The sequence below is a fragment of the Acinetobacter sp. Ag2 genome (genome assembly GCF_001005515.1).
Lineage (GTDB): Bacteria > Pseudomonadota > Gammaproteobacteria > Pseudomonadales > Moraxellaceae > Acinetobacter > Acinetobacter bereziniae.
Map to the genome: position 1 here is coordinate 23302 of NZ_LBNA01000036.1, position 17648 is coordinate 40949.

The 17648-nt window shown below is 38.4% G+C and carries 18 protein-coding genes; all 18 read right to left on the minus strand.

Annotated features, from left to right (window positions below):
• Nucleotides 1-121: 121 nt before the first annotated feature.
• The 18 genes from AAV97_RS04940 to AAV97_RS05030 all read right to left on the minus strand — a co-directional run bounded on the left by AAV97_RS04940 (nucleotide 122) and on the right by AAV97_RS05030 (nucleotide 17432).
• A complete protein-coding gene (locus tag AAV97_RS04940; RefSeq protein ID WP_046759977.1) occupies nucleotides 122-4054 on the minus strand; it encodes a tape measure protein in 3933 nt (1310 codons plus the stop codon).
• A 604-nt stretch (nucleotides 4055-4658) separates the two neighbouring features.
• Complete coding sequence (locus AAV97_RS04950; RefSeq protein ID WP_046759979.1) at nucleotides 4659-5138, minus strand: hypothetical protein; 480 nt, start codon at nucleotides 5136-5138, stop codon at nucleotides 4659-4661.
• 2 nt (nucleotides 5139-5140) lie between these two features.
• A complete protein-coding gene (locus tag AAV97_RS04955; protein WP_046759980.1) occupies nucleotides 5141-6055 on the minus strand; it encodes a phage tail tube protein in 915 nt (304 codons plus the stop codon).
• A 63-nt stretch (nucleotides 6056-6118) separates the two neighbouring features.
• Nucleotides 6119-6532, minus strand: coding sequence for a phage tail terminator-like protein (locus tag AAV97_RS04960; protein ID WP_046759981.1), 414 nt, complete (start codon nucleotides 6530-6532; stop codon nucleotides 6119-6121).
• The gene (locus tag AAV97_RS04965) at nucleotides 6529-6966 is read right to left on the minus strand and encodes a hypothetical protein (RefSeq protein ID WP_046759982.1); all 438 of its coding nucleotides are present in this window, start codon (nucleotides 6964-6966) and stop codon (nucleotides 6529-6531) included. Before AAV97_RS04965 ends, AAV97_RS04960 begins: the two co-directional genes overlap by 4 nt.
• Nucleotides 6963-7340: a hypothetical protein gene (locus AAV97_RS04970; RefSeq protein WP_171249349.1), complete on the minus strand. Its 378-nt coding sequence runs from the start codon at nucleotides 7338-7340 to the stop codon at nucleotides 6963-6965. Before AAV97_RS04970 ends, AAV97_RS04965 begins: the two co-directional genes overlap by 4 nt.
• Nucleotides 7337-7711 (minus strand): hypothetical protein, encoded by a 375-nt coding sequence (locus AAV97_RS04975; RefSeq protein ID WP_046759983.1) that lies wholly within the window; start codon nucleotides 7709-7711, stop codon nucleotides 7337-7339. Before AAV97_RS04975 ends, AAV97_RS04970 begins: the two co-directional genes overlap by 4 nt.
• A gap of 3 nt (nucleotides 7712-7714) precedes the next feature.
• On the minus strand, nucleotides 7715-8329 hold the full coding sequence (locus tag AAV97_RS04980) for a HeH/LEM domain-containing protein (protein ID WP_046759984.1): 615 nt from the start codon (nucleotides 8327-8329) through the stop codon (nucleotides 7715-7717).
• A 39-nt stretch (nucleotides 8330-8368) separates the two neighbouring features.
• Complete coding sequence (locus tag AAV97_RS04985; RefSeq protein ID WP_046759985.1) at nucleotides 8369-9316, minus strand: major capsid protein; 948 nt, start codon at nucleotides 9314-9316, stop codon at nucleotides 8369-8371.
• Between the two features lie 9 nt (nucleotides 9317-9325).
• The gene (locus AAV97_RS04990) at nucleotides 9326-10090 is read right to left on the minus strand and encodes a DUF6651 domain-containing protein (RefSeq protein WP_046759986.1); all 765 of its coding nucleotides are present in this window, start codon (nucleotides 10088-10090) and stop codon (nucleotides 9326-9328) included.
• 108 nt (nucleotides 10091-10198) lie between these two features.
• Nucleotides 10199-10468, minus strand: coding sequence for a hypothetical protein (locus AAV97_RS04995; protein ID WP_046759987.1), 270 nt, complete (start codon nucleotides 10466-10468; stop codon nucleotides 10199-10201).
• Nucleotides 10465-11538 (minus strand): minor capsid protein, encoded by a 1074-nt coding sequence (locus tag AAV97_RS05000; RefSeq protein WP_046759988.1) that lies wholly within the window; start codon nucleotides 11536-11538, stop codon nucleotides 10465-10467. Before AAV97_RS05000 ends, AAV97_RS04995 begins: the two co-directional genes overlap by 4 nt.
• On the minus strand, nucleotides 11531-12946 hold the full coding sequence (locus tag AAV97_RS05005) for a DUF4055 domain-containing protein (RefSeq protein WP_046759989.1): 1416 nt from the start codon (nucleotides 12944-12946) through the stop codon (nucleotides 11531-11533). The genes AAV97_RS05000 and AAV97_RS05005 overlap by 8 nt, the downstream gene beginning before the upstream one ends.
• Nucleotides 12947-12949: 3 nt before the next feature.
• Nucleotides 12950-14239, minus strand: a complete 1290-nt coding sequence (locus AAV97_RS05010) for a terminase large subunit domain-containing protein (protein WP_046759990.1) — start codon at nucleotides 14237-14239, stop codon at nucleotides 12950-12952.
• Nucleotides 14178-14720: a DUF2280 domain-containing protein gene (locus AAV97_RS05015; protein WP_046759991.1), complete on the minus strand. Its 543-nt coding sequence runs from the start codon at nucleotides 14718-14720 to the stop codon at nucleotides 14178-14180. The genes AAV97_RS05010 and AAV97_RS05015 overlap by 62 nt, the downstream gene beginning before the upstream one ends.
• A 58-nt stretch (nucleotides 14721-14778) precedes the next feature.
• Nucleotides 14779-15420 carry a putative metallopeptidase gene (locus AAV97_RS05020; protein WP_046759992.1) on the minus strand — a complete coding sequence of 214 codons (642 nt, stop codon included), beginning with the start codon at nucleotides 15418-15420 and terminating at the stop codon, nucleotides 14779-14781.
• The gene (locus AAV97_RS05025; protein WP_046759993.1) at nucleotides 15389-15823 is read right to left on the minus strand and encodes a hypothetical protein; all 435 of its coding nucleotides are present in this window, start codon (nucleotides 15821-15823) and stop codon (nucleotides 15389-15391) included. Before AAV97_RS05025 ends, AAV97_RS05020 begins: the two co-directional genes overlap by 32 nt.
• Nucleotides 15824-15902: 79 nt before the next feature.
• Complete coding sequence (locus tag AAV97_RS05030) at nucleotides 15903-17432, minus strand: P-loop ATPase, Sll1717 family (RefSeq protein WP_046759994.1); 1530 nt, start codon at nucleotides 17430-17432, stop codon at nucleotides 15903-15905.
• Between the last annotated feature and the right edge of the window lie 216 nt (nucleotides 17433-17648).

A 17648-nucleotide genomic window follows, 5' to 3' on the forward strand; every position in this document is an offset into this window, starting at 1 on the left:
GACAGTAATTAAATTTAAAAAACGATAAATTAATTACATATTTAAAATATTATGAGATTTATTATACATAATATTTCAAACTTAATTAATATTTATGTTTTTTTATAAGCCACCGAGGTGGCTATCTACCTTTCTTTATCCTATCCAAAGCACCACCTTGACGTTCAGCATCTCTCCAAGATTGAGCAATTAAGGATTTGGTTTTTGTTTCATTTAGCTTTTGCATCTCCCTTAAAACCACATGTAATTCATTCCCATCCCATTGAGATGTTGCTTCTACAGGCTGAGAAGTTTGATTAATAATGGTGACTTTTGGTTGGGCTGATATGCTATTGCTGCGCTGAATAGATTCAAACTGCTTTCTTTCAACATCAGCATTACTCATTCGAGAAACACCAATCAAGCCACCATCTCTAAACTTTTCAGTAGGTTGCTTGTTAGGTAGAGAGAACTGATACTTAGCTGCATTAAACTCGCTCTGAAAAGGCAATTCACCTGTCTTGTTCATGTAATTCAATGCAACTAAACCAAGCTTTGATACTGCTGCTTGGCGAATCATAAATTCACCATTTGATGCCATGATCGGAATATCATCACTTGTTCCAGTGCCTTTGCCTGTGATGTGTCCACCAGTAGCAAAACCTTGAGGTGTAATTGCTTGAATCATCGTCAAAAATGTTCCTTGATCCAAAGCAGCCTTAGCCCCTGCTGCTACTTTCTGCCACACAGTACCTGGTTCTTTAGCATAAGCATCTGAAACAGAGGACCATAAATTCATACCAGCTTGAGTGAGTGCAAATCCCTGTTGCATAGCAAACATTGTTTTGTAAGCTCCTGAGCTTTCTCCCAAAATCCCCCTAAACATATTTGCAAATGAACCAGTTAATTGCTGAGCTTGTGTTAACTGCAAATTCAAGGAATCCTTTTGATACTGATTTTCGATATCAATCATCCGCTGATTATGTGCAGCCCAAATTTGCTCACGAACTTCTGCCAATTTTTCGAGATCAGCACCTGGTTCTTGCTCTTGTCTCTCAACATCAGCAATTTGTATGTCAAAAAGATTCTGTGACACATCCATTCGATTAAAACGCTCTTGACCAACTTGGTATCGTGCAGAAGAACCATCCATTTGAGAACGGACCGAATCCCAACCCATGGACGCATCCTTTAGGCGACGATTCATGTCTACTTGATTCTGTAATTCAAGCATCTGTGTTTTAAAGGCTTTTTCAGCAGGATCCTCATTACTCTGAGCAATAAGCCTTTTTTCTATATCATATTTAGCCTTAGCTAATTGAAGCTCTGACATATAAAACGCTTTTGTTTGGAGTAATTGCTGCTGTTTCGTTAAACGAAACTGTTCAAGTTCATATTCACGCTGTTCGTCAATGGATTTAATGGATTCAGTCTTTTGCTTTTTATTCAAGTCAGCACTGGCTTCAACTCTAAGTTTTTTAACATAAGCATCATTCTTAATCTTTTCCTCGCCAACCCAACGCCAACCATCAACCTCCATTGTGAATTCAAATTGTCTAAGTTGTTTTGTTTTCTCAAAGCGAGTATTTTCTTCAGCAATCAGACTGTCTAAGCCATTCTTGCGTAAATCCTTTACACGCTTAATATGGTCAGCTTCGTCTTTCTCACCTAGCGAGTAATAGTTAGCTTTTAAAGTTTCGATCTCCTTTTCTGTTTTTGCTTCTGCCTTGTCTTGAGCTAAATAAGATCCATAATTGCCAGTACTAGCCCCACCTTTCACCTTGCTTTGCATACTTGGTGATTGATGAAGAAGTTTAAGCACAACACCGTCTTCAAAAGTGATTGTGCTGTAATAGCCGCCACCTTTTGAATCATAGGCAGTCTTTACATCTTTAACCGCAACTTTAGTTGTGATTGGAGTACCTACAGGCATTGCAAAATCAATACCTTTATGAAAACTTGAGGCCCCAGCAGTAGGAGCTTTTCTTTGACCATAATCAGAAGAAACACGGTAGCTTGAAAGAGATTTCCCACCAGCTTGAAGCCGAGCTATATGCTCAGGTGATACTTTTTGCCCATCACGAGAGCCACCATAGCGAACATCTAGATGTGCGCCTGTACCTATACCTGAATTACCTGATATTCCAATTAATCGCTGTTGCGTTTTAATCAGGTTTTCAGTTTCCTTGGTTTGCTGTCTTTTGGACTCAGTAATATCATCCTCAAGTTTTTTAAGAGCTTGTTGTTTATCAAAATACTTTTGAAATACAGCCCACTCTTCATTGGTTAAGCTACGAGTTTTAGGAATTTTGTTATTATCATAAAAATCAGATAGCGCCTTACCCTTTTCTAGCCCATGACTTTTTATATTGATCAATGAAAAATCAGTATCTAGATTCTTTTGAGCATATGACTTTTGAAGTTCATTCAATCTTTGCTGTGCAATACGCTTATCATTAATCGCCTTGGTTTCTGCCTCACTTGCTTTTGTAGATCGACCTGAAACTTCAATCATTTGCTCTGTAACATCCTTTTGAGTTAAAAGCTCATTTTTAAGTTTTGTGATTGAGCTCGCTTGAGCATCTACTTTCGCTTTACCTTCCGCTGTCACACCATTTAAGTTATTAATTCTAAATGCTAAATCATTCGCAGACATATCTCCTTGCTTATATTGCATTGCAAGTTTACTGATTATTTTAGCAACATTTTCTGAAGCATCTCCTGAGCGATAAAGCTGCAGTGTTAATGTGATTAACTTAGTTTCAGCATCCTGATATTGCTTGGTTAAATCCTCCAGACTTGCTGTTTCAGCTCTAAGTTGAGTACGTTTTTGAGCTTCATCAAGATCATTATATTTTTTGATTATTTCATCAATTGAAATACCTTGCTCATTCAGAGATTTGGTTGCAACTTCAGTATCTCTACTTAACAAAAGCATTGACGCTGCAGCTCCTGCAATACCTACAACCAAACCTACGCCTGAAGCTAAGGACAAGCCCCGGATAGCAGTTGTTAATGCTGTTGTAGCACCAGTCTGAGTAACAATAGCAGCAGTTGCCCAACCTGCTTTTATGCTAGTTTCGACAAATGCTGCTACTAAACGCCCACCATAAATTGATGCGGCAATCCCACCTAAAACAGCAAGTTTATCTACATGCTCACCGAGAAATCCAAGACCAGTAGCCAAGGTTCCAGTTAATTTAGTCGTTTCATTAAGTTTGCCGAGGAAAACTGTTGTTTCGTTTGTTAGCTTTTGAAGCCCATCCTTAAAGCTATTCTCCATGTTGTTAGCAAGTTTTTCATTCTGCTCTCGAGTTGCAACCAATGTTTTAATGAGATCTTCAAGGGAAGCTTTACCAGTTGCTCCAAGTTGACGAATTTCAGACTCAGTTTTTCCTGTGGTTTTTGCCATATCAGCAATAATATTGTCAGCACCAGTCACAATCGAAATCCATGCATCTGCATCAATTGTTCCTTTAGCCATTGATTTTGATAGTGCATCCATTGCAGATTGTGCCTGATCAGCGCGTGTTGCATTAGCTGTAAAGGCAAAGGATAAAGAATCCGATAAGTCTAAAGTTTGCTTGGTACTGTAGCCAAGTGACTTCATCCCACCCGCAAGTGATAGGTATACTTCTTGAGCTTCGTTTAATGCCCGGAATGTTGTATTTGCGGTTACCAACAATCTCTCTTGAACTAAGTTGTACTCTTGAGCGCTAGATGTCGTATTTCGTATACGTGCCGCCATCTGTGTGTAATTATCAGCCGCAGCAATACCTTTACTGATAGAAATATAACCAGCAACAAACTTAGCCATTTCTTTGATGGCTAAGCCATTTTGATTGACTTGCTTTTCCTGATCACTTAAAGCCTTAGTCGTATTATTCACAGTAGTATTGAAGTTTTGAGTAATGTTGCTTGTGACTTGAATGGTCTTGCCAAGCTTCGACGTTGAATCACTCGCCTTTTCACCACCAGTAAAGATTTTGACCAACTCTTTACTCAAATCTTCAGCATTCTTTTTAGCCTGCTCAGAGCTGATTTCAATTACTAAACGGCTTGTTTGTTCTGTCATTTCGCTTTCCTACGGGTGAAAAAAAGCCCGCAGGAAAGGCGGGCAAAAATTTAAATAATTTCTAGTTGATTGCTTCAATAAGCTTTGTTGCAGCTAAAAGAATTTGAGGTATTGCAAACAATGCGATTACAAACAAAATCCAGTAGCAAAATGTTTTTACAGATTTATATTGCTCGATAAGTTCTAGTGCTTTCACAATCCAGTCCCCGATGTTAAAATTCATATATGTTCTAATCCTCAAGTGCGTGTTGTGGGTTGGAAACAAAAACCCCAAGAGCTGTGAACTCTTGGGGTTTTGTTTTGGGCTATAGAAAACCATACGAATATAGTTCTCTCATACGTGTAGCTCTATCGAATGATCACTTCTTCTTGCTCGCCTCTTCCAAAAACAGATTGTCTAAAGCAAAGATACAATCATTAAAAATCCATCTCGGCACTGGTGATTCATACTGATCACAGTAATCATTCACAGCCCCAAGACTTAAAGCCATAGGAATGCATTGCTCATACTGTCTAGAACGAGCAATCACGTAATAGGCTGAAAGAATGGAGTGAGCTGTGTATGAATATTCAGGCGGTAGATAGTAATCAGGCAATGGCTGACCTAGCTTTTGATAGACTTCTCTTGCTTTTTCGATGTCCCATTTCGCTGTTTGGTACTTGTAGAGCTGGATGACTTTCCCAATGTTTCAGCCTTTTCTTCGTTGGATTCAACTTGAATTTTTTGGGCTTCTGCAAGGATCCACACAATAAGCTCGATTGACTCATTTGTACTGGTGCAAAGAAGTTCAGCATTTTGCTTGGAATATTCAAAAATATTCCCTTCTTCATCTTCTAAGCCTTGCCAGTTCAAGACTAAATGTGAAACCGCCTTACTAAATGATTGGGCAATTTCACGAGAGCTTTCGTCTGTAATGTCTCGGACACCTTGAATCTCTTGCTCAATACGAGTGCCACGCAACTCCATGCAATGCTTGAATGAGGGCTTATCTATTCCTGCAATCAGGAATTTAGAACCATCTTTGTAATCAATCAGCTTGCTTGGAATTTTGGTTTGTTCTTGTTCTTCAATTTTAATTTTCATGCTTATGGACCTGCCATGATAGGAATACGTTTAAGAGTAGGTGCAGCATCTGCCACAGTGAATGAAAATTGAGTGTTAAGAATGTCGCCTGCTCCACCACTTGGTAGAGGTGCTGAAACCAACACATTTGGAAGTGACAATGTGTATTTATTCCCATCTTTATCTTTCAGGCTATATTCAAGGCTAATCGGCTCATTCAAGAACTGTTTTTCATATAACTCAGCGGTGTTTTTAGACCATGCAACTGTAAAATTACCGCTGCCTTTCATGATGGTTTCCAAAATCCCAGAAATATTGTTTTCATAATCCAAGCACTTTTGAATCTGCATTGTATTATCAATGGTCAATTCAATCTGAGTGACGCACATCCCTGCTTTCTTTTCACCTTCAATCAAGATGTCGCCGGTTGAAAGACTTGTAAATGGAATTGCATCTCCTGCAGGTGTTACGGTACCAGTAGGTGCAACCTCATATGCAGTACGTTTCATTGCCATAATTGAGAATTTAGAAGTCACAATGCCACTATCAGGGATGCTTAAGGTCCATTGATTGATATGGCAGCCTGTGAAAACTTGAAAGTTATCGATATCAGTAAAACCGCGAATAATCGAAAGTGTTTTTCGACTAGTACCACCAAACGTCAAAACATTACTATTCCAAGCATTGAAGGCAACAAGCTCTAAGACACCATCTTGAATGCCATAAGCCCATTCAGATTCAATATCACCTTGTACTTCAACACCAGTCACTAAAGTACCAGCTGCAATTCGTGAATCTTTAATTGTTTGTGATTCTGTGGTTTGTGCCGATGCATCCAAACCATTGGTGGTGAATGCAAATGTATTCCAAGTTGTTGCAATTACACCGGGTGATGCTTCAAAACCGACTCGGGTTAGCTGTTTAGCTCCAGAACTCATGAAGTTCTCCTTAATTTGGGCATAAAAAAACCTCCTATAAGGAGGTGGATTGGAAATAGTTAATTAATTTACAGTGTATGGCGTATGCACATTCACTTGATAAAAGTCCGGATTATTGGGTACTTCAATCACACTTGATGCTTGAAGCTCTAAACCACCAATTCTATAAAACTGTACGTGTTCCGCTAGTTTTTCAGCAACAATAAGAGCTGAGTCTGTTCCTGTATTGCGTGGAGCGAATAACTGAATGAACAGCATTCCTGTAGTCCGTGTGCACGGCTTATCGGCTAATCCTACAATACGCTTGTCACCACCACCAAAACTCACTTGAGCCCATATTTCGTTGTGTGGTGGTGTGAAAGGCTTACCGCCTTCAAGTGGTTGGTTTTGAAATTGAAAGTGTTCATTTTTTAAAGCCTTACTTGTAAAGGTTTCAATCAGCTTGCGAATCTCACGTTTCGCATCAATATCTCTCATTTATACTTACTCGCAATATACTGAAATGCCAATGTGTAAACACCATTAGGTGCTTGCCGTGAAAAGCCACCTGCAGATTTTTTAATGTACCCTTTACCTTTTACCCAACTTCCTTTTTTAACAGGATCAGGATAACCACCGTACTCGATCACATCACCGTAAGGAGTATTATTTTGGATATATGCTTTGTCACCAAATTTAAATGAAGCAATTGTCCCAACAGCTGCTTGTACTGGATCGCCATTGCCCTGCTTGGTTGAGTAATCTTCTGTATTGATCGATACAATGTGCGAGAATCTATAAGAGCCTTTATGAACTGGTGAGCGCACTGCAACTTGCTGTAAAGTATCTGCAATAATGTTCTTACAATGTTGATCTGCATCTTCTTTAATTGTGTCAATAAAGTCGGTTGGATTGATGGACCATCTGCTCATTCACTCACCTTTCTTAACTGAACTTTCCAAATACTTCCAGTCGGATCAGTACCAATATCAACAATACGAAAAATACCTTTTTCAGTTTTCCATTCGTCATCAATTTGCGGTACGGCAGTAACTTCATTTTGCAGCACAGTTGCTTTGCAGTCTTCGACTTGATAATTCTCAGGCTTAACCATGTCTTTGGCATATGAACCAAACAACACACCACGACCTGTGTAAACTACAGTTTCAGACTCAGGATAAGTTTCAGTTTCAAAATCCATTTCACCTGAATTAATAATTTTAGTGCAAGTGAATGGATACACCGCATCAGTAAGCTTTGTGTTGAATGCTTTGGCTAACTTGGATTGAACCTTGTTTTTAATCATCCCCGATATACTCCAAATGCAAAGCCTTTAGGTGTTAAATCAAGTGATGCAATATAAGCTTTAGCTACTTGCTCATTCTTAGAAATAGCCACACTACCTGCAGCAAAGGTTTCATCAACCTTAACCCCATCAGCATCAACCATTTCCCTTGTAGTTTGACGCTCTACGCCTGAGTAAATATCACCAGCTAAAATGCCCTTGATAATTTCACATGCTGCATCTTGCAATAAAGGATCAATTGGATCAGGAACAAAACCTATTTCATTCTTCATCCAAGTGTTTGCTAATTTAATGAGGCGAGCTTTATCACCAGCTGGTGCAAAATCCGCCCCTAGTATTTGCTCAGCCTGTTCTTGGGTAATAAAGCTCATGGGTTATTCCTTTGGTAGCAAAGCCAGCAAATCATCTTTTTTGGCATCAGATGGGAATTCAATTCCTTTCAATTTCAGAACATCTTTTAGTTCATCCACTTTAAGTTTTGAATAATCCACTGATTGAAGTTCAGCGATACGGGCTTGCATTGCTGCGGCATCGTTTTTAAAAGCAATAAATTCACCCTTTGCGGTGGCTAATTGCTCTTTGGTATTCGTTAGATCCAGTGCAACTGCATCAAATTGCTCAGTTGGTACCAAACCGGTCAAATCAACAGGTTCACCAAGCACAAGCCCAGCCTTTAACGCTTCCAATTGCTGTTTTAGCTCATCATTTTCAGCAACAACTTTTTCACATTCAGCTTTTGCCTCATCAACGACGGCTTGAAGTTCAGGTGTGATACCGACTTTGACATCAATAGTTAATGGCTTGGCTAGTGATAGTTCTCGAACATTTACAGGTATTTCAAGCGCTTCATAATCAGCTTTAATTTGCGGATAGTCACCATAAATCACAACTGATTCAGCATTTTTATTAGGCTTGTCATAGTAACTAGGGTTTTGAAAAGATCCTTGCTCATCAATTCCTGAGCTCTTTTTCGCATAGATTATTTTCAATTCTTTCTCCCAAAAAGAAAGAGGGCGAAATGCCCTCTTTTATGGTGTACCTGATAGATCAAGCAATGTACCTGCAGTCATCTTGTTGCTTGTTGCATGCTTCTTCCAGTTTGCATCCGCACCTAATTGTGCAAGTGTTGGGTTGGCACCTTTTGAGGTATCCCAAGAGTAACCGAGCAAGTCAAGGTTGAATGCACCTTCAGCACGCATACCTATTGCTAAGTTTTCTTCATCGTTAATATCGTATGCACGAAAGCCAGGTGCTTGCGATTCAGTGACTGTCACAGCACCAGCCTGCAAACCAAAAGCATCATCGTCTTCAATCAAATCAGTGACAAGAACTGGCTTACCTAATGTGCCCGGTAATCCCCCATAGATAACGATTTCTGATTCACCGTAAATTTGATTTGTTAATGCTTCATCTACAATGTCGAAATATGTATCTGAGTTCATCACCCAAAGTGAGATACGGCCAAACTTATCACCGAACTTACGCATGCCTTTAGTTAAAGCTTTGCGCCCATCTGTAGCGATGCTGCCTTTGGCAATCATTTCTGGATTGCTTGTAATGGCTGCTTTAAGTGCGGCAAGGCTATATTGCAAACGACCATGTACCAATGCATCTGCTAAATCGTAGCCAATAATTTCAGCAAACTCTTCTGGCGAACGTGCACGGCGTTTAAAAGCTTCTTCAGTAGAAGAATAAGGACCGTATTTAAATGGTACTTTTACACCAACAGATTCCCCTGCACCAATTTTTTTATTAGTCACTTTAGCAGTTGAGTTCACATCACGGTGTTCAATGCTACCACCAACACGATAGAAAGATTGTTTATTGAAATCACCTTGAATGATCTCATTTACATAGCGAATCGCCCCGTTAGATGCTTGGTTAAAGACGTTTAAATTGTCTTGGAGGCGCTCTAAATATGCTGTTTGCGCCAATTGATTATAGATAATCATGTCGCTATTTACGGTTGTAGTCATTACGACTCCTTATTTATCAAGTTTTAAATATGATTCTTGACCATGTGTACGGATGTATTCAGCTTTTGCCTTTGCATCCATTTGGCTGCGTTTTAAACCAGTATTTGCTCCACCATTGTTTTGGAAGCCTCCACCAGAACCTTGACCACCTTTTAAAATTTGGTCTTTGTATTGGTATCCACCAATCAAAGATTCCAAGGCTTCATCAAAATCAGCAACTTCACCAGGACGAGAACGTGAAAAGATTTTTTGACCATCTGCACCGTAAGCTACAACCTTGCCATCTTCGATTTTGAAATTTTTTCCGAATTGGGCTTGGATCATGTCAACAGGTACAGAAACTTTGTCGTGAATAAACTTAGAACGAGCAAAACCGCCTCCAATAAGTTCGTTATGCAATTGAGATTGATAAGAATCGCGCTCTTGAACGATCGGAGCATATTTTTCTTCAACAGCTTTAATTGCTTCAGATTTGATTTTCTCGACTTCACCGGCATCCACCAGTTTTTTATCATCGAAATTTTTTAATGTATCTAAAGCTTTTTTGGCAGCCTCAGGATCTTCAATACCCTCAAAAGCTTTCAAAGAGTTTTCTGCTTTTTCATAACGCTCACGATTTGTCTTTGCCTCCCCATTTAATCGTGTGATTGTCGCTACTGTTTGAGGTGCGTCATGTGCGACTTCTTTACCATCATCGTGAATGTAAATCGGTAGACCGTTTTCATTCACTTCTGCATATGTTTTATTTTCAATGGTTACTGTCTTAAGTTTCATAAGTCATCCGACCCTATTTCTAAATGAGCATCCGCTCGTTGCGCCTTGTTCATCCGAACGTTAGGCAATAAAAAAGCACCTCGAAAGGTGCTAAATAATTTGTATGCTTTAAGCTTTAGCTTTTAGATGTTCGCCAGTGCATGTTTGGAATGCTATAAACCACATCTTCAACCAATGATTTGCCGTATCGCGCATTACAATGGCATCAGCTCGACCATTATTAAATTTAGGTCTTAACTCATATTGCATAGCGAAAATATTGAGCTTAAGAACCTTGTGATGATCTTTTAAATTGGTTTTTTCGAGTTTTTCTAAAATCTCACGCTCAAATAACCATACAGTGCGTTTTAGTCCTGTTTTCTTTGGTTCTTTTTTCACAGCCCTAGCTCCTTAAACGTGTCTTCATCCATTTTCTTAAGTTCTGCAATTGTAAAAGGCTTACCGCTGAGAGGATCAATGAATTTATCCAATGGATACTTACCTGACTTATAAAGCTCAAAGCGAGTCTTACCTAACCAATTACGCTGAAAGGTTTCGTCCTGTGCCGAAAACCATTGTTTGTAAGTCTTATTCGCATCAACTTGACCAATATCCCAGTCTTTACCCTTTTCCTTATCAACAACATAAGGACGTACGCCATCAATATCACCATCAGCATTGCAAGCAACTTGAATGGTTCGACATCGACGATGGTAAGGTGGTCTTTCATGATTCTCATCAATCTTTTGTACACGGCCATCCCGCACGGCACAGAGCTTAGAGGTACGGCTATCAAGTGTCGCTATATCCTTGGTGTATTTAGCCCCAAGATCTTTCCATGTATTTAAATAAGTTTCATTACTGATGTGCGCCCTTGCTGTGCGAACTTCTGCATCGATAGAATTACGCGTTTGTTCTAATAAGCCATCTTTATATTCAAGCTTTTTAGTGCCTTTGATCCGATGAATAATCTGCTGATTAGATTGCCCATTAGAAACGCCATCACGAATAATGTATTCAGCTTTCTTGCGCATAGACTCAGCCACATCAGGAAAAATGAGGTCAATGAGTTGACCACCAGCAAAGGGCTGCTTACTGACTTTCTTAAGTAGCTTTTCACCATCAACCTTAGGCGTTTTCTTACTGGCCATTCGGTAGATGTAGCCAGCTTCATGAACCGCCAATGCAACTGCAGAAGCTGTAAAGACCTCGGGCAATGTCACGGCGATCGATTGTTGCCACTCTTTAAATAGATCCCGAATCTCTCTGAGTGCGGGAGTTGTATAAGCAGCTGAAGCAAGTGCCTTTAACTCAGCATCGATCAAGTCATCCAATAATTCTCTAAGCCTAGCCAGTTGCTCATAAGAAATCTTATTAAAGCTTTGGATAATTTCAATGATAGCTGAACTTGATAAACGCTGTAAAAAGCTATTGTGCTTAGTCAATGCATCAATGATTGGATCATTCATCAAATTCACCTGCTTTCTCTTGATCTAGTTTCAACCGCATTTCTTCAAAAGAAAGCTCGCTAAAAGTACCCGTTTGTTCATATTTGTACCAAACTGACCAAGGTAGATGTTCTGAAATAGCAGCATCGTATAGACGTTTAGCACGTTCTTCACTGAATTTAGGTTTATTAAAATCCTGAGAAATTGAGTAACTCAGTTCATTAGGACCAAACTCATGATCATCCATGGCAAACTTGGCACACCAACGTAAAGCCAGAGTAAGTGCTTCACTAATATTTGAGACTGCAAGTGAAACTACCGAATGCTGAATCGAATCCTCATTGTCTGCTTGAGTCGCTGTCTTATTGGCAGATCCAACCTCAATTAAACGTGCACCAAGCTCTTTCATTACAGTCATTTTTTCATTCATGAGCTGCTTTGCTAAATTGTTTTCTTTTGCTTGCACAATCTCAACTTTAGTTGGAAATCCAGAGCGTGCACCAATTGCCAACTTATCTCGCTTGATTATTTCATACTGCTCTGTACTCACATCAGGCAATGAAACTGTAGGTTGACCAATAATAAAACCTGATTCTTCAACATCAGCAGAATTACGATAGTGGGCAAGATTTAGATCAGCTAGATCCAGTAACGGTGCATTATTGATTTCGTCCGTGTTATCTACTGCACCGCAGAAAGTAAATGGAATATATTCCCAAGTTGCACCACTGTAGTCAGTTGGGATGATCTTCTCTTGCGCTACCCAGTTCTTGTCCTTATCCAATATATAAACCTGAACCGTATAAACAAAGCCATTCTCTGACTGTTCTAAACGCAAAACACGATACTGGTCTTGTGTTTTCTTGCTAAAACCATCGGGCTCACGCTCTGAAATAGATTCACGGATTTTAACAAAGCTTAATTTGCGCTGATTGCCGACTACGATATGATCCCAATCCTCAATCACAGAAGCTTCTAAAATATGAATCATTGGATAAGCACCTTTGAGCTTATCCTCTGCTTTATTTTTACTTGCTGCTACTGTTGGGTAATCTACATACACACCACAACGATACTGTTTTAAGATCGATCTTAACATTCGTTGTGAACACTGGAAGATTGATCGTCCTGACCCATCAGCATTACGCTCTAAATACTCCAACTCATCAGGTCGAGTAAAATCAGGTAGCTTATTGAAAGCTGTGCCGACATAACTACCCAATGTGCGACCTGTAACACCATAAAATACGGCGCGCCCTAGATAGTCTTGATATCTTTCAGCATCACCTTTGCCGAATGTTTCAGGAACCGGCAAATAGGTTTTTCCTGCATCCTTAATCGTTTTCTGACCTTTGCACACATCGTCTACTTTCTTCCAGAGCGCGATGTTTAAATCATAGTCTGCGTGTTTAGTTGTAATTCCAGTCATTTTCTATCGTCGTCCAAAAATAGGGAAATCCAATCGTGTCACTGGCTTAATGATTGGGAAACGCTTAGCCAATGGATAACCACCCGCATCGCCTACATGGTCTAATCCTGCAGTTTTATCAGGCATCCCGAACTTGTCATAAATTTGCTGTTCTAGAGTTTCAGTGAAACGAGGGCATTTATTTGTATTAACTTTCAACGTACGCTCACCATCGCCATTTAGAATCAATGCATTCACTGCATTAATACGATCTTTAATTGCGGGGTTAGTTCCATCAACCTCAACCCTAAAACCTTTGTCACGCAAAATTTGGTGATCTGATTCACTGCTATTTTTTGAAGATGTAGCTTGACCAGCTGCATCAGGAATTACTGTCATTTCATGAAATGGAAAACGCTCAATGAGTAATGTTGCCATGGTTGGTGTATCTCTCACCCCAACTATTTCATCCAAGGCAAGAGGCTTACCATCACGTATGACATAAACAACTGCAGCCATTTTTAAAACGTTAAAGTCCATACCAATGATCAAATGCTCTCTAGGTTGAATCTCTTCATCTGTATGATTGAGCTTTCGATCAAAATCAGGATAAACCGCACCACTGGTCAAGTTCACAAACTGACCTTTTAAATACGCTGAGATTAACTGTGGCGGGTATGATTCAAACAAAGATGAAATATAATCATCTGGTAAATTGTTTTCATTGTCATAAGTTGAAGCTTGTATCATTCCATATAGCTTTCGTTTTGCTGCCGTTGAGTTTGCCTCTTTTACGAATTGCTCATAAGTAAATTTGAAACCCTCAGGTGTGGTCGCAACATCGATTCCATTCATTAGACCAGGATGTTTCACACGCATACGCGCAATAATTTTACGCCATGCCTGTTGAGCCTTGTCCTTATTCATGACATCGAGTTCATCAATTAGAGAGTGACCAACCTTAAAACCTACGATCGTTTGCGGTTTCTCCATTGATCTACAAATAACAGTACTGCGGTACTGTCGACCGTAGTACAGATCAACCTCTTTATTCGATTCGTATATCTTTGTCTTCAATCCCCAGTCAAATGCAACTTCATCTATGGTTGGAAAAAAGATATCTCGGATCTGCGGATATGTTGGAGCAAAATAACCTAAAGGTACTTTTGGAAATTCCCAAGACTTATCACAGAGGCTTGAACACCCTACCCAAGTCTTGCCACTACCAAACCCTGCAATAAAGGCACGAAATTTATTCGGAAGTTGTAGAAACCTCGCCTGAGGCACGTTCAGCGTCGGGTTGATATTCGGCATCTTGTTTACTCGCATCTACAACTTGAATGGTGACTTTCACTGGCGTCGGATCATCTGCACCATCTCCATCACCTGTTTTGATTCGTTCAATTTCAAGTTGCTTTAATTGAATATCCAGGAGCTGAATCTCATAACCATGCATCTCATCTTTGAATTGTTTGATCAGCTTGGTTTTTAGAATTCTATTAACCTTTGGATCGTTATATATATTCTGTAATTCCTTGAGACGTACTGCTTTATTTGCTAAAGGGATATCGAAAACATTCGTCCTAAAATCATTTCTAGTTTGATGAAATAGATTCTTTAGTTTTTTGCTTAGATTTTTTCCCGCAAGTTTTGTTGGGTCATAAGCAGCGCACTGCCTTCTATCTATTTCTATCCCGTATTCTTGTTTGACAGCATCTGCAACCTGTTGGGGTGTATCAAAGCAAGCAAGAGACTGAACTATAAAGATTTTTACAGGCTCCCTTAATGTTGCCATAAATACACCTTTGTCAAACTACGTCAAACAAGATAGCCAAAAAAAAGAGCCTCAAGGCTCAGTTAATTAGACACGTTCCGCAGCATTTTGTTATTTCCAAGTCTGAAACAAACGGCGGATTTTGTGCGACTGCGACCATACGCTTAACGTCCTCACTTGCTCCCCAGCGTTTGACCACTCCGATAAATTCTTCAACATCATGACCTGCTAAATAGTGCTTAGGTAAGCCTGTATGATCGCTGTAAAGGATTTCCCCATCCTCATCACGCTCTACACCAATGTGATACAGCTCATGTTCAATCAAAGCACAAAATTCACGATCGTTCGCACGTTCACAAAAGCTTGCATCAACTGTAATTAGATAAACAGGAACAAACCCAAACCAGTCACGCATTTGTTGCTCTTGCCGAGCTTTACGCCATCCACCTTGGTTAAACATCACCTTTTCACATTGACCTAATACCATTCTCTTTTTAGCAACGGCGGCAGATGACGCCCAAGCGAATGCTAAGAATGTTTCATCGTCGTGTAATAGCTCTGCTATGTGGTCATGGTCAGGATTATGTAATACACCACCAAGAGTTAAAAAGCTTTTCACCACCCATTCTTTCAAATCTACTGCGGGCGCCAAGCGAATCGCTTCCTCTTCCTCAGCTTGATCAATAAAATCAGTCGGTGGAAATGGTCTGATCTGTTCCATTAAAAATTAGCCTCTTCAAATTCTTAAGCCACTGACTAGACATATTAGCTTCGATCTGTAATGGTCCATCTTCCTGAATTTTATATCTAGGTGCTGACTCTATTCTGATCACGGTGTAACCCCTATCAGCAGCAACATCGTAACGATCCACACTCCAAGCTTTATCTTTAAGCTTACCTTTGCGACCACCCGACCAAGGTCCACCAGAAATTTCAACTAAAATTCTATGTTCAATAAGATGAAAATCGAATCGCCAATGTTTAGTTGATTCAAATTGGAATAATTTTTCATATTTAATTTGGAGCACATTTAGCGATTGCTCAAAGTCTTCAAATGCTTCTAAATATTTTTGTGTTGCTTTGGGTAATGGTTTTACTTTTGGTTTTGTTTTAAGTGGCTTCAATTTTAATAAGAGTGGCGTATTGGTTTATTTTCATTAAATAATTTCCAATAAAAAACCTCCCGGAGGAGGTAGTATTTTTTTAATTTCTAAAAAATAATGGGTGGATTCTGAAGTTCTTATTGAAATCTGTTATATCTAATTCCATTTTTTGATGATTGGAATAAATAACTATATCTTCAATTTTGTTACGACCTATAACTCCACAAACAAACCATACATTTAAAATATCATTGAAATCAAAATTCATACACTTATTAATTATCTCATCCTCAAGATTATCTGACTTAAGTAATATTTCACAAATCATATCCTTCTTATTTGAAAGTGTATCTTTATTTACTTCATTTGTATCAAATACAGATAGTACATCAAGATATGTTCTTAAATTTGGATATAAACTATACCATTCAGAGCACAACGCTGATTTTCGAGTTGAGTAAAAGTCTTCTTCTGCCTCAAGCACTACACCATAGCTCAGTTTTCCAACATCTCCAGATACTTTTGAAAGGCACATATTAACGAATTCAATAGCATCACGAGGTCTTAGCATAGTACGCTCTAAAATGTATTCTTTAGCTTGTTTGCCTAATACCTTAAAATTAAACAAATCATCAAACTTAACACCTCCATTAGTGTATTGACGTTCAATAATGAAACTTATTCTTTTATCAAGAAGATTTAATATTTCATCTCGTCTCCATTCAACATGAGAAATTAAAGAAACATCTTTTTCTTCTTGTCTTAGTTTATTTTTATAAACACCTTTTAAAATATCTGTTCTTATTGATATTAATACTTTTGTATTCCTTATATCAATTAGCTCTCGAAATGCATCTAACAAAGCATTAATGAAATCATACCTAATTGAATTTTCATTGAGCCATGATCGATCTAAATCATCTATACTTATGATGTATTTTTTTCCTTTATCTTTATAACCGTCGATTAAAGCTCTGATCACTTGCTTTTGCTTTGTTAGTAACTCCGTGTTCACATAGCGACTAGTCTGAGATTGTATTTTTTCAGTTGACTCAGTATTTTCCTTGCCTCCAATGCCCGCCTTAAGTTTTTGAAAATCACTTCCAATGGTTGCAGATAGTTCTCGTTGCATTTTATTAGTGATTTCGGAAATAATATTATCGTTAAAAAAATTATCACAAAATGTATCAACATATTCAGCAGCTAATTTATTTTTTTCGACAACGAGGGCTTGTAATGACTTGAGTAAATTATCACGTGGTAGACATAACTCAATTACTTTTATTAACAAAACATGTAACCACAAAGATTTATAAAATATTCTAATATCAATATCATTTTCAATAAGTGAATTAATGAAAACATTATTCTTAATATGTTCAAAAATCATTGATTCTGCTTCAATGGTTATTGATCTCATATTCTTTAAGCTGTTAATTTTTTTTAATAATGCTGTTTTCCCAGATCCTGTCCTTCCCACTATAACTCGCTTTGTAAAAGAAAATTCACTTTCATTAAAACTTGTTAGGTCATTAAAAACTTGGGTTTCAAAAAAATATTCTTCCAGAAAAAAATCACTTTCAGCATCAATTGTTCCTATCCCACCTTTTAATACAAAATGATTAGACATAACTACCTTGATTTATATAAATTTTAAGCATGATTTTATTTTATAAATTGTAAATTTGGAAGAGATCTTTACTAAATAATCTTCTAGTTTTCAACTATAAGCTGAAATATAATTAAATGAATTTGCAAAGATAGAAATAGCTTACTTATTTGTACATAAGTAATTGACCTATTACTTTTGATAATGACTGAATCTGCTTCTTTATATAATTTTGAT